Below are 14,677 nucleotides of genomic sequence, written 5' to 3'. Positions count from 1 at the left end.
GGCGGTCGATCGGTGGCGGTCGGCCCGGACCGCGGCCCTGGATGATCGTCCAAACCCCTCCGCCGGACCGCGGCCGACTTTGTAGCTGCGGGCACCCCGGGAGCCGCCCCGCCTGCGCGAGGGTGGAGACACCGGAACGAAGGAGGCTCCCGTGCCGTACACCGTCGCCGAGTTCGACGCCCTGCCGGAACACGAGGCCGTCGCGCTGCTGACGACCTGCTGCGCCGGCGCGACCTGGGCCGCCCGGGTGGCCGCCGGACGCCCGTACGGCGACCGTCCGGCCCTGCTCGACGCCGTGTCCGTCGCGATCGCGGGTCTCGACGACCACGGCCGGGCCGAGGCCCTGGCCGGGCATCCGCGCATCGGGGAACGTTCGGAGAGCGCGTCGTCGCAGCGGGAGCAGTCGGCCGTCGCCACCGCCGACGCCCGGATCCTTGCCGCCCTCGCCGTCGGCAACCGTGCCTACGAGGACAGGTTCGGGCACGTGTACCTCGTGCGCGCGGCCGGGCGGTCCGCCGCCGAGCTGCTCGACATCCTCCACCGCCGCCTCGGCAACGATCCCGCCACCGAGGCCGCGGAGGTGCGCTCCGCCCTGGCCGACATCACCCGGCTCCGGCTCGAACGTCTCGTGCTCGACGAGGCCGACGTCGCGTCCCGTGGGGGCGGGTGATGAGCACCCTCAGTACGCACGTGCTCGACGCCACCACCGGGACTCCGGCAGCCGGAGTGCACGTCGCCCTGGCCGGCGCGGACGGCAGCGTCCTCGGGACGGGACGCACCGACGACGACGGCCGGATCCGCGCACTGACCGACGAGCCCCTGCCGCCCGGCACCTACACCCTCACCTTCGGCACGGGCGACTGGTTCGCCGAGCGCGACATCGTCCCCTTCTATCCGGAGGTCGTCGTCACCTTCCGGATCTCTGTGGCCGGCAATCACTTCCACGTGCCGCTGTTGCTGTCCCCGTTCGCCTACTCCACCTACCGCGGGAGCTGACCCCATGACCGAACTGACCGGCAAGATCGTTCTCGGACCGCACCAGTACGGCAAGGCCGAGAACCGCGTGGTGCGGATCCACCGCGACACCCCGCGGCACGAGATCCGCGACATGAACGTCTCGTCCTGCCTGCGCGGCGACTTCGGCGCCGCGCACCTCGAGGGCGACCAGGGCACCGTCCTGCCCACCGACACCCAGAAGCAGACGATCTACGCCTACGCCAAGGGCGTCGAGTTCGTCGAGACCTACGCCCTCGCCCTCGCGCGGCACTTCGTCGACGACGTCGAACCCGTCCACTCGGCTCGCATCGAGATCGAGGAATACGCCTGGGAGCGCGTCGCCGTCGACGGTGTGGGGCACGACCACACCTGGACCCGGAAGGGCTCCGAGGTACGCACCGCCGCGGTGACCGTCCAGGGTTCCGGCCGGGCGCGCCGGGAATGGGTGATCGGCGGGCTGAAGGACCTCGTCGTACTCAAGTCCACCGGTTCCGAGTTCGCCGGGTTCCTCACCGATCCGTACACGGTCCTCGAGCCGACTCGCGACCGGGTGATGGCGACGAGCCTCGTCGCGAAGTGGCGGTTCACCACGACCGACGTCGACTGGGACGTCACCTACGCCGGGATCAAGGCGACCATGCTCGAGCGGTTCGCGAACCTTCAGTCGAAAGCATTGCAGCAGACTCTTTTCGAGATGGGACGCGCCGTGCTCGAGAAGTACCCGTTCGTCGCCGAGATCCGGCTGTCGGCCCCCAACAAGCATCACTTCGTCTACGACCTCGAGCGGTTCGGCGTGGCCAACGACAACGAGGTCTTCCACGCCGACGACCGGCCCTACGGTCTCATCCAGGCGACGGTGCAGCGCGAGGACGCCCCCGACGCCGGGATCGCCTGGGACGCCTACACCGGCGCCGTCTGACGGGCCGCTCTCATGCCAGGGCGCGCACGGCGAGGTACACGTCGAGCCGGTCGCCGATGCGTCCGAGGTCGCGGCCGGTGAGTGCCTCGACGCGGCCGATCCGGTAGCGGACCGTGTTCAGGTGCACGTGCAGTCGGTCCGCCGTGCGGCGCCAGGAGCCGTCGCAGTCGAGGAACGCCTCGAGGGTGGCGAGCAGCCCGGCGTCGGTGCGCCGGTCGTGCTCGAGCACGGGCCCGAGGATGCGCCCGGCGAACGCGCGGCGCAACTGATCGGGAACGGCGGTGAACAACCCGAGCGCGGAATCGAGCTCGGCCGCCCGCACGCACACCGCCCCCGCGTCGCCGCGCGCCGCGGCGACGGCGGCGGCCGCGGAGCGCACCGCGCCGTCAACGGATTCGCCTGTGCCGCAAGCACTGACACCGACGAGTAGGCGAGTCCGGGCCAGCGCGGGAGCGAGGCGCCCCAGGCGCCGCCGCAGTGCGGCAACCACCTCGGACTCGTCGCCGTCGACCAGCGCGACGACGCGCCCGGCGACGTCGACGGTGGTGACGGCGCCGGACAACGCGTCCTGCACGGCGGCCCGCATCGCGGCGCGCTGCTCCGGGGTGCCGGCCGGGGCACGGTCGACCACCACGGCGACCGGTGATCTGCCGCAGTCGATGTCGCCCCCGGGGGGCGTCCGGTCCGCGGCCTCCCACCCGAGCCGGCGGCGTTCCTCCCGCCGCACCCGGTCGAGGGCCGCCACCGCGGCGAGTTCGCCGAAGGCGTCGAGGCACTCCGCGTCCGGGGTGCCGGCGTGCCGGACCACGAGGTACCACGAGCCGATCCGGTCGGCGAGCCCCGAACCGACGGGCAGCACCGTGTATCCCCCCGCCACCTCGGCGGGCAGGCGATCGGCGGTCAGCGCGGTCCTGGTGAGGGCGTCGACATCCTCGTCGGGCAGGGGATCGGCGCCGGCGACGGGCATCCCGGTGGCGGTGAGCAGCCACGCCGGCACCCCGAACTCCCGGGCGGTCCGGTCCGTGAGTTCGTCGAGGCTGCACCCGTCGGCGACCGCGGTGAGCAGCCGTCGCTGCCGGGCCAGGCCGGTCTGCAACCGGTCCATCCGCGCCCCGGCCATCCGGCCGGTCATGTACTCGATGACCCGGCTGAACGGCACCTCCTCGGGCACCGAGAGCAGCGGTATCCCGTGCCGGACGCAGGCCTCGACCACGTCGGACGGCACCTGCCCGTGCAGCGCCTCCCCGGCGGCGAGGGCGGAGACCCCGGCGCGGGCGAGCAGCGTGACGAACAGGTCCGCGTCCGCCGCGGTGCGCCGCCAGACGAGGCCGGTGAACACCAACGATCCCGCGCTCACGTAGCGGGTGGGATCGGGCATGTCGGTCGTGCACGCCCGCAGCACCGGGCGGGTGAGCGCATCGGAGTCGCCGTGCAGCAGGCGGATTCCGAGCTCCGGTGCGTCGAGGACATCCTGTAGCAGCACGGCGTTCACCTCCGGGTGACGGGTTTGGACGATCGCACAATACGAAGCCGATATTTCGGTTCCGTTTCGTGTGTGCCGACCGGGATGTTGCGGTTTCCGGGGCGTTGACTGGGAGCGTCGACGAGCGTGAGGAGCAACGCCGATGCAGCCGAACACCACCCGGCCGATCGTGATCCAGGGCGCGCACGTGGTGACGATGGACGCCGGACGGGCCGAGTACCGGCGCGGGCACGTCGTCGTCGAGGGCAACCGGATCGTCGCCGTGGGCGCCGGCGAGCCGCGCGGCTACGCCGGCGCCACCCTCGTGGACGGCACCGGCTGTGTGCTGACGCCCGGCCTGGTGAACACCCACCACCACCTGTACCAGTGGATCACCCGAGGCCTCGCCGTCGACCACACCCTCTTCGAGTGGCTGACGACGCTGTACCCCGTCTGGGGCGGGATCGACGCCGACGCCGTGCACGTCGCGGCGAAGGGCGCCCTCGCCCACCTCGTCCGCACCGGCTGCACCACCAGCACCGACCACCACTACGTGGTCCCGCGCGACGGCGGCGACGTCTTCGGTGCGGAGATCGCCGCGGCCGCGGACGTCGGCGTCCGGTTCCACCCGTGCCGCGGATCCATGGACCTCGGCGCGAGCGCGGGCGGCCTGCCGCCGGACCACGTCGTCGAGGACCTCGACACCATCCTCGTCGAGAGCCAACGGGCCGTGGAGAGGTGGCACGATCCGTCGTTCGGGTCCATGCTGCGGATCGCGCTCGCACCGTGCTCGCCGTTCTCGGTGAGCACGGAGTTGCTGAAGCAGTCCGCGGTGCTCGCCCGCGATCTGGGGGTGCGGCTGCACACCCACCTCGCGGAGACCCTCGACGAGCAGGACTTCTGCATGGAGCGGTTCGGCTGCAATCCGGTGCAGTACATGGAGTCGCTCGACTGGACAGGCCCCGACGTCTGGTACGCGCACGCCGTGCACCTGGACGACCGCGACATCGGGGTGCTCGCCGCCTCGGGCACGGGCGCGGCGCACTGCCCGACGTCCAACGCCCGCCTCGGTGCCGGCATCGCCCGCGCCGCCGACCTGTACGCGGCGGGGGTGCCGCTCGGTCTCGGGGTCGACGGGGCGGCGAGCAACGAGTCGTGCTGCATGCTCGAGGAGGCCCACCACGCCGCGCTGTTCGCCCGGGCCCGCAGCGGGCCGCGCGCGATGACGGTCCGGCAGAGCCTGGAACTGGCGACCGTCGGCGGGGCGCGGGTCCTCGGCCGGGAGAACGAGATCGGCTCCCTGGAGGTCGGCAAGCTTGCCGACCTCGCGCTGTGGCGGATCGACACGCTCGCCCATGCGGGCATCACCGATCCCGTCGCGGCGCTCGTGCTCGGCTCCCAGCCGCCGCTCGAGCTGCTGCTGATCGACGGTCGCGAGGTGGTGCGCCGCGACGAGGTGCGCACCGTCGACGAGACGTCGGTGGCCGCGGAGGTTGCCGCCGCGCACGACGCCCTGGTGGCGAAGGCGGGGTGAGCGCATGGACCTGCACACCGTGACCGCATACGACATAGCCCGCGCCCGAGAGGATCTCGTCGCCGACGCTGCTACGGCGTTCGTCGGCGGCGGGACGTGGCTGTTCTCCGAGCCGCAGCCGTACCTGCGCCGGCTGCTGGACCTGTCCGGGCTGCGCTGGCCCGCTCTGACCGTCACCGACGCGGGTCTCGAGATCGCGGCCACCTGCACCGTGGAACGCCTCGCAGCGCTGTCGGGCACCGAAACATGGCCGAGCGCAGCGCTGTTCCATCAGTGCGCGGCGGCACTGCTCGCCTCGTGGAAGATCTGGAAGCGCGCCACCGTCGGCGGCAATGTCTGCCTCGCGTTCCCGGCGGGGGCGATGATCTCGCTGTCCACGGCGCTCGACGCCACCGCCCTGATCTGGGCGCCGGACGGCGCGGAGCGACGGATTCCCGTGCAGCAGTTCGTTACCGGAAACGGAACGAATCTGCTCGGGCCGGGCGAGGTGCTGCGCAGCGTGCACGTCCCCGCGGCGGCGCTGGCGTCGCGCACCGCGTTCCGCAAGATCGCGCTCGCCCCACTCGGCCGCTCCGGCGCGGTGGTGATCGGCCGCGTCGGCCCCGACGGCGCCTTCACGCTGTCGGTGACCGCCGCGACCGTGCGGCCCTACGTGTTCCGATTCCCCGAGCCACCCACGCCCGGCGAACTCGCCGACGCGCTGCGTACCGGTGTGCCGGCCGACGCGTACTTCACCGACGCGCACGGCGCCGCCGACTGGCGCCGCGCCGTCACCGCCGTCCTGGCCGACGAGATCCGGGAGGAACTGTCGTGAGGTTCACCGTCAACGGCCGCGAACTCGACGCCGACCCCCGGCCGGGACAGTGCCTGCGCACGCTGCTGCGCGAGCACGCCCACTTCGAGGTCAAGAAGGGCTGCGACGCCGGCGACTGCGGCGCCTGCTCGGTCCTCGTCGACGGAGAGGCGGTGCACTCGTGCGTCTTTCCCGCCGTGCGTGCCGAGGGCCACGCCGTGACCACCGTCGCCGGCCTCGGTACCGGTGACGATCTGCATCCGCTGCAGCAGCGGTTCGTCGACGCCGCCGGGTTCCAGTGCGGATTCTGCACGGCCGGAATGATCGTCACCGCCGCCACCCTGACCGACGACGATCTGACGGACCTGCCGAACCGGCTCAAGGGGAACCTGTGCCGGTGCACCGGCTACCGGTCCGTCGACGACGCACTGCGCGGCGTCACCAACGTGGAGGCGCCCGCGCCCGGGCCCTCCTGCGGGCGGTCCCTGCGTGCCCCGGCCGCCGCGCGGGTGGTGACCGGCGCCGAGCCCTACACCTTCGACACCACCGTCGCCGGTGCGCTGCACGTCGCCGTGCTCGGCAGCCCGCACGCCCACGCACGGATCGTCTCGATCGACACCACCGCCGCCGAGGCACTGCCCGGCGTGCACGCGGTGCTCTGTCACCGCGACGCCCCGGCCGTCGCGTACTCCACGGCCCGCCACGAACACCGGGACGACGACCCCGACGACACCGTGCTGTTCGACCGGATCCTGCGCCACCACGGGCAGCGGGTCGCGGCCGTCGTCGCCGAGACCCCGGCGCTCGCACAGGAGGGATGTCGCCTGCTCGCCGTCGAATACGAGGTGCTGCCGTACGTCCTGGACCCGGACGAGGCGCGCCGGCCCGGCGCTCCGCTGCTGCACGCGGACAAGGGACCCGAGAACCGCATCGCCGATCCGTCGCGCAACCTCGTCGCCGAACTGCACGGCGAGGTCGGTGACGTCGACGCCGGTGTTGCCGCGGCCGCCGCCGTCGTGCGCGGCCGGTGGCAGACGCAGCGCGTGCAGCACACCCACCTCGAGACCCACGGCGCCATCGGGTGGATCGACGGCAGCGGTGATCTCGCGACCGGGGGCCGCCTGGTGATCCGCAGTTCCACGCAGGTGCCGTTCCTCGTCCGCGACGAGTTGTGCCACATCTTCGGTCTCGACCGCGATCGGGTACGGGTGTTCGCCGCGCGCGTCGGCGGCGGCTTCGGCGCCAAACAGGAGATGCTCGCCGAGGACGTCGTCGCGGCGGCCGTCCTGCGCACCGGACGCCCGGTGCAGTGGGAGTTCACCCGCACCGATCAGCTCACCGTCGCGCCGTGCCGGCATCCGATGCGCGTGGACGTCACGGTCGCGGCCGGTGCCGACGGCGTCCTCACCGCCCTGGCGATCGATGTGCTCTCCGACGCGGGCGCCTACGGAAACCATTCGGCGGGAGTGATGTTCCACGGATGCGGCGAATCCGTCGAGGTGTACCGGTGCCCGAACAAGCGGGTCGACGCCCAGGCCGTGTACACCAACAACCGTCCCTCCGGCGCGTTCCGCGGTTACGGGCTGGGGCAGATCATCTTCGCAATCGAGTCGGCGATGGACGAGCTCGCCGTCGAACTCGGCATGGACCCGTACGAGTTGCGGCGGCGCAACGTCGTCGTGCCCGGCGACGACCTGGTGGGCGCGCACCCGGAGGGCGGCGATCTGATCTTCGGCAGCTACGGGCTGGACCAGTGCCTGGACCTGGTGCAGGACGCGATGCGCCGAGGCGGTGCCGGGGAACCGGCCGGGCCGCAGTGGCGCGTCGGTGAGGGCATGGCCCTGGCGATGATCGCGTCGAACCCACCGGGCGGGCACGTCGCCGACACGTCCGTCGAACTGCTGCGCGACGGCACCTATCTCGCGCGGGTCGGCACCGCCGAGTTCGGCAACGGCACCACCACCGTGCACACCCAGATCGCCGCCACCGAGCTGGCCACCCACCCCGACCGCATCCGGATCCGCCAGTCCGACACCGACGTCACCACCCACGACACCGGTGCGTACGGATCGTCGGGGACGGTCGTCGCCGCCAAGGCCCTGCTCGCCGCCGCGCGGGAACTGCGCCGGCGGATGGTCAAACTCGCCGGACAGATCACCGGCACCGACCCCGACGACGCGGTGCCCGAGGCGGACGGGGTGCGTGCGGGCGGCCGCCTCGTCAGCCCTGGCGAACTGCTCGACGCGGCCGGCGGCACGCTGCGGGCCGAGGGCAGCCACGGCGGCCTGCCCCGCTCGTTGTCGTTCAACGTGCAGGCCTTCCGCGTCGCCGTCGACGTGCGCACCGGCGAGCTGCGGATCCTGCAGTCGGTGCAGGCCGCCGACGCCGGCGTCGTGGTCAACCCCGAGCAGTGCCGCGGCCAGGTGGAGGGCGGCGCCGCCCAGGCGATCGGGGTCGCGCTGTACGAGGAACTCGTCACCGACGACACCGGCCGCGTCGTCACCGATGCGCTGCGGAACTACCACATTCCGCAGTACGCCGACCTGCCCCGCACCGAGGTGTATTTCGCCGACACCTACGACGCGCTCGGCCCGATGGGCGCGAAGTCGATGAGCGAGGCGCCCTTCAACCCGGTGGCGCCCGCGCTGGCGAACGCGGTGCGCCGCGCGATCGGGGTCCGGCCGCAGGAGCTGCCGCTCTCCCGCGACCGGATCTGGCGGCTGCTGCAGTGATCGGCGCCGGTTCCGTCGGCCCGCCCGTGCCGAGCGAATGTATCGCTCACTCGATCAGGCCGACGGAACGATACATTCGCTCGAGGAGGGGAGGGGCGAACAGGCGGTCTCAGGGGTGGCGGCGCCGCAGCAGCAGGTAGACGATCAGGGCCACCAGCGCCGACACGGCCACTGCCGGGCCGACGCGCTTGAGTACGGACCCGCGGGCGTACTGCATCAGGTCCAGCGGCGCGGCCTCGGTGGGCTGTGGTGCCGCCGTCACCGGCACGGCCGGGGTCACCTCCGGGGCCCCGCCCGCCGGGGGTGGGGGCGCGGCGGCCTCCGGCGTCGGCACCGGGGCGGGTGGGCCACCGAGCTTGTCCGCCAGGCACGCCGTGAACTGCTCGATGATCTTGCCGCCGACGTCGGAGATCATGCCCCGCCCGAACTGGGCGGGCTTGCCGGTGATGGACAGGTCGGTCACGACGGTGCCCTCGGTGCGGTCGCCGTCGCCGACGAGGGTGATCGTGAACGTCGCGTTCACGGTGCCGTTGCCGCGCGAGTCCTTCGCGGCGGCCTCCATGACCGCGCGGCGGGCCTGCTCGTCGGTCTCGACGAACTCCCCGGTGCCCTTGTACAGCAGCTGTACCGGTCCCATCTTGATCTTCACCGTGCCAGTGAAGGTGTTGCCGTCGACGCCGGTGAGGGTGGCGCCGGGCATGCAGGGTGCCACCTTCTCGGGGTCGAGCAGTGCCGTCCACACCTCGTCGATGGGTGCCGGCACGGACATGTGGTGTTCGAGTTGCATGGTTCGTCTCCAGTGTGTGCTCAGGCGACGTCCGCTGCCGTCGCCACGGCACGGCGCGTGAGCACCCGCGCGAGCTGGCGGCGGTAGTCGGCGTCGGCGTTGCCGTCGCTCATGGGTGAGGTGCCCTCGGTGGCCTGCTCGGCGGCGGCACGGACGGTGTCCGCCGTCGCGGGCTGCCCGACGAGGGCCCGCTCGACGGCGTGCGCCCGCACGGGCACGGCCGCCATGTTCGTCAGCGCCACCCGGGCCTGACGGATCGTGCCGCCGTCCGTCTGCACGGTGGCGGCGACCGCGACGATCGACCAGGCGTGGGCCACCCGGTTGAACTTCTCGTACCGCGCCGCCCATCCCGTGAGCTTGGGGATCCGCACCTCGACGAGGATCTCCTCGGGCTGCAGGGTGGTGGTGAAGTAGTCGTCGAAGAACTCCGCGACGGGGATGCTGCGCCGCCCCGACGGTCCGGCCGCGACGAGGGTGGCCTCGAGGGCGAGCACCGGCGCGCCGAGATCCCCGGCCGGATCGGCGTGGGCCAGGGCCCCACCGAGGGTGCCGCGGTGCCGGATCTGCGGGTCGGCCACCGTGCTCGTGGCTTCGGCGAGCAGCCGCGCGTGTTCACGCACGAGCGGATCGTGGATCACGTCGTGGTGGGTGGTCATCGCGCCGATCACGAGGTCGCCGCCGTCCTCGCGCACCCCCCGCAGGTCGGGGACGCGCCCGAGGTCGACGAGCGTGGTGGGGGCGGCCAGCCGCAGCCGCAGCACCGGCATCAGGCTCTGCCCGCCGGCGATGATCTTGGCGTCCTCCCCGGCCGCGGCCAGCGCGGCGACGGCCTCGTCGATGGTGGTGGGCGCGACGTAGTCGAACGTCGACGGAATCATCGGGCGCCTCCCTGAGCCGATTGCCGAGCTGATTCGACGGCGTGCCACACCCGCATCGGGGTGCACGGCATCTCGATGTCCCGCACGCCGAGGTGGCGCACGGCGTCGAGGACGGCGTTGACCACCGCCGGCGTGGAGGCGATCGTGCCGGACTCGCCGACCCCCTTGACGCCCAGCGGGTTTCCGGTGGCGGGGGTCTCGGTGCGGTCGGTGGTGAACGTCGGCAGGTCCGCGGCCGACGGCAGCAGGTACTCGGCGAACGAACCGCTGAGCAGGGTGCCGGACTCGTCGTGGACGGCCTCCTCGTACAGGGCCTGCGCGATGCCCTGGGCGAGGCCGCCGTGCACCTGCCCCTCCACGATGAGCGGGTTCACGACGTGCCCGACGTCGTCGACGCACACGTACGAGCGGATGCGCACCTGCCCGGTCTCGGTGTCCACCTCGGCGGCGCACAGGTGCGTGCCGTGCGGGAACGAAAAGTTGTCCGGGTCGTAGGTGGCCTCGGAATCCAGGTTCGGCTCGATGCCTTCGGGCAGGTCGGCCGCGGTGAACACCGCGAGCGCGATGTCGCTCATGCCCACGGCCTTCTCGGTACCCCGGACCCGGAACCGGCCCTCGGCGAACTCGAGGTCGTCCTCCGAGCACTCCATCATGTGCGCCGCGATCGGGCGGGCCTTCGCGATCACCTTCTCCGCGGCCTTGACCACGGCCATACCGCCGACGGCGAGGGACCGGGATCCGTAGGTGTCCAACCCCTTCGGCGAGGTCTGCGTGTCGCCGTGCAGCACCTCGATGTCCTCGAACGGCACTCCGAGCCGGTCGGCGACGATCTGGCTCCACGCCGTCTCGTGGCCCTGCCCGTGCGACGACGAACCGGTGACCACCTCCACCCGGCCGGTGGGCAGCATGCGGATCGCGGCGTGCTCCCAGCCGCCCGCCCCGTAGTTGAGCGAGCCGAGTACCCGCGACGGCGCCAGGCCGCACATCTCGGTGAAGGTCGACACCCCGATGCCGAGCTGGACGGGGTCCTGCCGGCGGCGGCGTTCCTCCTGCTCGCGGCGTAACTCGTCGTACCGGAACAGATCGCGGGCCTTCGCGGTGGCCGCCTCGTAGTTGCCCGAGTCGTACGTCAGGCCCGCGACGGTGTCGAACGGGAACTCCTCGTGCCGGATCCAGTTCTTGGCGCGCAGCTCGAGCGGATCCATCGACAGCTCGGCGGCGAGCTCGTCCATGATCCGTTCGATCCCGAACGTCGCCTCCGGCCGGCCCGCCCCGCGGTAGGCGTCGGTGGGCACCTTGTTGGTGAACACGTTGGTGCACGAGAAGTGGTAGGCGCCGAACTTGTAGATGCCGTTGAACATGAACGCGCCCAGGATCGGTACGCCCGGGGTGACGAGCCTCAGGTAGGCGCCCATGTCGGCGAGCAGCTCGACCTTCAGGCCGACGACGGTGCCGTCGCGGCGCGCGGCGAGGGTGAGCTTCTGGATCTGGTCGCGGCCGTGATGCGCCGCGACCATCGACTCGCTGCGGGTCTCGGTGTACTTGACCGGTTTCCCGAGCCGGCGCGCGACGAGCAGTGCGAGCAGTTCCTCCGGGGTCACCTGCAGCTTGCCGCCGAAACCACCGCCGACGTCCGGTGCGATCACCCGCAGCTTGTGCTCGGGGACGCCCAGCGTCATCGCCAGCATGATCTTGAGGATGTGCGGGATCTGCGTGGCCGACCACACGGTGATCTGCGGCCCGGTCGGGTCGACGACGACGGAGCGCGGTTCCATGAACGCCGGGATGAGCCGCTGCTGCCGGAACGTGCGCTCGACGACGACCTCGGCGTCGCGGATGGCCTGCTCGACGTCGCCGCCGGTGCCGGCCTCGGCGGAGTCGAACGTCCAGGTGGCGCTGACGTTGGTGCCGAGGTCCGGGTGCACGAGGTCGGCGCCGTCGCGGGCGGCGGTCGCCAGGTCGAGGACCACGGGCAGCTCGTCGTAGTCCACGTCGATCGCCTCGAGGGCGTCGTGGGCCTCGTAGGCGCTGCGCGCGACGACGAGGGCGACGGCCTCCCCGGCGAAGTTGACCGTGTCGACGGCCAGGGACGGCGCGGGCGGGATCTTCATATCGGGGGTGATCACCCACGCGCACGGCAGGCTGCCCTGCTCCGGCGAGGCGTCCGCGCCGGTGAGCACCGCCACCACGCCGGGTCTCTGCCGTGCTTCCGACGTATCGATCGAGGTGATGCGGGCGTGGGCGAACGGGCTGCGCAGGATCGCCATGTGCAGCATCCCGGGGAGGACGAGGTTGTCGGTCCAGCGGGTGCGCCCGGTGACGAGGTGCTCGTCCTCCTTGCGCCGCCGCGACTGGCCGATCTCGGGTTCGACGGTGCTGGTCATCGCCCGCCTCCTGCCGTCGTGTTGTCCGTCTGCAGTTCGGCGGCCCGGGCCTTCTGCGCCGCGTCCAGCGCCGCCCGCACGATGTTCTGGTAGCCGGTGCAGCGGCACAGGTTGCCCTCGAGACCCAGCCGCACCTCGTGCTCGTCGGGATCGGGGTTCTCCTCGAGCAGGTCGATCGTCGACATGATCATGCCGGGCGTGCAGTAGCCGCACTGCAGTGCGTGGTTGTCGTGGAATGCCTGCTGGACGGGGTGCAGCACGCCGTCGCGGGACAGGCCTTCGACGGTCGTGACCTCCGCACCGTCGGCCTGCACGGCGAGCACCGAGCAGGATTTGACGCTGCGGCCGTCGAGGTGCACGGTGCAGGCACCGCAGTTGCTGGTGTCGCAGCCCACCACGGTGCCGACCTTGCCGAGCCGGTCGCGCAGATAGTGCACGAGCAGCAGCCTCGGTTCCACCTCGTCCGTGTAGGTCGTCCCGTCGACGGTGACAGTGATGCGCATCGGGCCTCCAATGCCGGGAACATCCGGGATCCAAGATCGTCGAGAAGTGTTCACTGACACTGTGCTCCAACGATGACCACCGAATACGCCGATTCGCCGAATCGGTGGCGGAACAACCTCGTTCCCGCGCGGGTGGCGGCGGGACGGGGGAATCCGACTCGCGAAGCCGACCCGCGGCAGGGCATTTTCGGTCCGCGTGCGGGGTACCCCCCGGGCATGGATCAGTCCGAAACTCCCCTGCTGGATGCACTGGATCAGTACCACCGGCTCGACCGTTACGGCTTCTCCCCGCCCGGCCACCGCCAAGGCCGCGGTGCCGACCCGCGGGTGAAGAAGGTCCTCGGGCTCGACACGTTCCGCTCGGACGTGCTCGCCTCGGGCGGCCTCGACGACCGGAAGTCGGGCAACGGCTACCTCTCGCGGGCCGAGCAGCTCATGGCCGAGGCGGTCGGAGCGGAGCAGGCGTTCTTCTCCACCTGCGGCAGCTCCCTGTCGGTGAAGGCCGCGATGATGGCGGTGGCGGGCAACGATCCGGGGGGACTGCTCGTCGGCCGGGACTCGCACAAGTCGATCGTCGCCGGGCTGATCTTCAGCGGCGTCACGCCCCGCTGGATCACCCCCCGATGGGACGAGGAGATGCACTTCTCCCATCCGCCGTCGCCGGACCAGGTGCGCGCGACGTGGGAGAAGTACCCGGATGCGGCCGGCGCGCTGATCGTCAGCCCGAGCCCCTACGGCACGTGCGCGGACCTCGAGGGCATCGCGAAGGTCTGCCACGAGCGGGGCAAGCCCCTCATCGTCGACGAGGCGTGGGGCGCGCACCTGCCGTTCCACGACGACCTGCCCACCTGGGCCATGGACGCCGGCGCCGACATCTGCGTGGTCAGCGTCCACAAGATGGGTGCCGGATTCGAGCAAGGATCGGTGTACCACCTACAAGGCGACCTGGTGGACGGGGCGCACCTGTCGGCCTGTGCCGACCTGCTGATGACCACGAGTCCGAACGTGATGATCTACTCGGCCATCGACGGGTGGCGCCGGCAGATGGTCGAGCACGGCGCCGAGTTGCTCGGTGACGCACTGCAGCTGGCTCGGCGTACCCGCGACCGGATCGCCGCGATCGACGGGCCGACCGTCCTCGAGGACCGGTTGCTCGGCGAGGAGGCCTCGCACGATCTCGATCGGCTGCAGATCCTCCTGGACGTGAGCGAACTCGGCGTCTCCGGCTATCAGTGCAGCGACTGGCTGCGCGAGCACTGCCGGCTCGACCTCGGCATGACCGATCACCGGCGCATCCTGGCCACCCTCTCCATGGCGGACGACGAGGGCACCACGGACCGGCTCGTCGCGGCGCTCGAGTCGCTGTCGCAGGCCGCGGAGTCGTTCGATCCGCCGCCGAAGATGTATCTGCCGAGCCCCGGCGAGCTGCAGCTCGACTCGGTGATGTCGCCGCGCGACGCGTTCTTCGGCAGGGCGGAGATGGTCGACGCAGGCCGGGCCGCCGGGCGCATCGCGGCCGAGCAGATCACCCCCTATCCGCCGGGCATTCCCGCCGTCGTGCCGGGTGAGCGGCTCGACGACGCCGTCGTCGACTACCTGCGCAGCGGCGTGAACGCCGGGATGGTGATTCCCGACGCGACCGACACCTCGCTCGAGAAGTTCCGGGTCGTCGCCGAGGGCTGAGCGCGG

At 71.9% G+C, this 14,677-nt stretch carries 12 protein-coding genes; 7 read left to right on the top strand and 5 right to left on the bottom strand.

All coding sequences use genetic code 11. The annotated features are described in order from the left end of the window. Positions 1–151 precede the first annotated feature (151 nt). Genes uraD through pucL form a run of 3 tightly spaced genes read left to right on the top strand, consistent with a single transcriptional unit; the run spans position 152 to position 1,915 of the window. Positions 152–670: a 2-oxo-4-hydroxy-4-carboxy-5-ureidoimidazoline decarboxylase gene (gene uraD / locus HFP48_RS26810; protein WP_043796817.1), complete on the top strand. Its 519-nt coding sequence runs from the start codon at positions 152–154 to the stop codon at positions 668–670. After that, on the top strand, positions 670–996 hold the full coding sequence (gene uraH, locus HFP48_RS26805) for a hydroxyisourate hydrolase (RefSeq protein ID WP_006944145.1): 327 nt from the start codon (positions 670–672) through the stop codon (positions 994–996). The genes uraD and uraH overlap by 1 nt, the downstream gene beginning before the upstream one ends. Before the next feature lie 4 nt (positions 997–1,000). Then, positions 1,001–1,915 carry a factor-independent urate hydroxylase gene (pucL, locus tag HFP48_RS26800; protein ID WP_006944142.1) on the top strand — a complete coding sequence of 305 codons (915 nt, stop codon included), beginning with the start codon at positions 1,001–1,003 and terminating at the stop codon, positions 1,913–1,915. A gap of 10 nt (positions 1,916–1,925) precedes the next feature. On the opposite strand, the gene HFP48_RS26795 is transcribed toward pucL, so the two are convergent. Further along, on the bottom strand, positions 1,926–3,398 hold the full coding sequence (locus tag HFP48_RS26795) for a PucR family transcriptional regulator (RefSeq protein WP_043796904.1): 1,473 nt from the start codon (positions 3,396–3,398) through the stop codon (positions 1,926–1,928). Between the two features lie 142 nt (positions 3,399–3,540). Here HFP48_RS26795 and HFP48_RS26790 point away from each other — a divergent pair, with 142 nt between their 5' ends. From HFP48_RS26790 to HFP48_RS26780, 3 genes are read left to right on the top strand one after another with little or no spacing between them, the layout of a single operon-like run. Next, the gene (locus HFP48_RS26790; RefSeq protein ID WP_168580392.1) at positions 3,541–4,911 is read left to right on the top strand and encodes an 8-oxoguanine deaminase; all 1,371 of its coding nucleotides are present in this window, start codon (positions 3,541–3,543) and stop codon (positions 4,909–4,911) included. A gap of 4 nt (positions 4,912–4,915) precedes the next feature. Next, positions 4,916–5,725: an FAD binding domain-containing protein gene (locus HFP48_RS26785; RefSeq protein WP_043796815.1), complete on the top strand. Its 810-nt coding sequence runs from the start codon at positions 4,916–4,918 to the stop codon at positions 5,723–5,725. Beyond that, positions 5,722–8,436: a molybdopterin cofactor-binding domain-containing protein gene (locus tag HFP48_RS26780; RefSeq protein ID WP_168580391.1), complete on the top strand. Its 2,715-nt coding sequence runs from the start codon at positions 5,722–5,724 to the stop codon at positions 8,434–8,436. The genes HFP48_RS26785 and HFP48_RS26780 overlap by 4 nt, the downstream gene beginning before the upstream one ends. A 109-nt stretch (positions 8,437–8,545) precedes the next feature. Here HFP48_RS26780 and HFP48_RS26775 read toward each other — a convergent pair whose 3' ends face one another. From HFP48_RS26775 to HFP48_RS26760, 4 genes are read right to left on the bottom strand one after another with little or no spacing between them, the layout of a single operon-like run. Continuing rightward, positions 8,546–9,223, bottom strand: coding sequence for an SRPBCC family protein (locus HFP48_RS26775; protein ID WP_006944129.1), 678 nt, complete (start codon positions 9,221–9,223; stop codon positions 8,546–8,548). A gap of 20 nt (positions 9,224–9,243) precedes the next feature. Beyond that, positions 9,244–10,101, bottom strand: coding sequence for a xanthine dehydrogenase family protein subunit M (locus HFP48_RS26770; protein ID WP_029546635.1), 858 nt, complete (start codon positions 10,099–10,101; stop codon positions 9,244–9,246). After that, complete coding sequence (locus HFP48_RS26765) at positions 10,098–12,485, bottom strand: xanthine dehydrogenase family protein molybdopterin-binding subunit (protein WP_006944122.1); 2,388 nt, start codon at positions 12,483–12,485, stop codon at positions 10,098–10,100. The genes HFP48_RS26770 and HFP48_RS26765 overlap by 4 nt, the downstream gene beginning before the upstream one ends. Beyond that, positions 12,482–12,988 (bottom strand): (2Fe-2S)-binding protein, encoded by a 507-nt coding sequence (locus HFP48_RS26760; RefSeq protein WP_006944121.1) that lies wholly within the window; start codon positions 12,986–12,988, stop codon positions 12,482–12,484. The genes HFP48_RS26765 and HFP48_RS26760 overlap by 4 nt, the downstream gene beginning before the upstream one ends. A gap of 216 nt (positions 12,989–13,204) precedes the next feature. Here HFP48_RS26760 and HFP48_RS26755 point away from each other — a divergent pair, with 216 nt between their 5' ends. Then, positions 13,205–14,671 (top strand): hypothetical protein, encoded by a 1,467-nt coding sequence (locus HFP48_RS26755; protein WP_006944120.1) that lies wholly within the window; start codon positions 13,205–13,207, stop codon positions 14,669–14,671. Positions 14,672–14,677: the final 6 nt, after the last annotated feature.

It is taken from the genome of Rhodococcus sp. DMU1, from assembly GCF_012272955.1.
Lineage (GTDB): Bacteria > Actinomycetota > Actinomycetes > Mycobacteriales > Mycobacteriaceae > Rhodococcus > Rhodococcus aetherivorans.
This window is presented reverse-complemented; position numbering and strand designations above follow the sequence as displayed.

Coding starts and splice junctions, on each gene's coding strand:
- HFP48_RS26770 (WP_029546635.1), bottom strand. CDS start 10,101: ATGATTCCGTCGACGTTCGACTACGTCGCGCCCACCACCATCGACGAG.
- pucL (WP_006944142.1), top strand. CDS start 1,001: ATGACCGAACTGACCGGCAAGATCGTTCTCGGACCGCACCAGTACGGC.
- HFP48_RS26755 (WP_006944120.1), top strand. CDS start 13,205: ATGGATCAGTCCGAAACTCCCCTGCTGGATGCACTGGATCAGTACCAC.
- HFP48_RS26775 (WP_006944129.1), bottom strand. CDS start 9,223: ATGCAACTCGAACACCACATGTCCGTGCCGGCACCCATCGACGAGGTG.
- uraH (WP_006944145.1), top strand. CDS start 670: ATGAGCACCCTCAGTACGCACGTGCTCGACGCCACCACCGGGACTCCG.
- HFP48_RS26765 (WP_006944122.1), bottom strand. CDS start 12,485: ATGACCAGCACCGTCGAACCCGAGATCGGCCAGTCGCGGCGGCGCAAG.
- HFP48_RS26790 (WP_168580392.1), top strand. CDS start 3,541: ATGCAGCCGAACACCACCCGGCCGATCGTGATCCAGGGCGCGCACGTG.
- HFP48_RS26760 (WP_006944121.1), bottom strand. CDS start 12,988: ATGCGCATCACTGTCACCGTCGACGGGACGACCTACACGGACGAGGTG.
- HFP48_RS26785 (WP_043796815.1), top strand. CDS start 4,916: ATGGACCTGCACACCGTGACCGCATACGACATAGCCCGCGCCCGAGAG.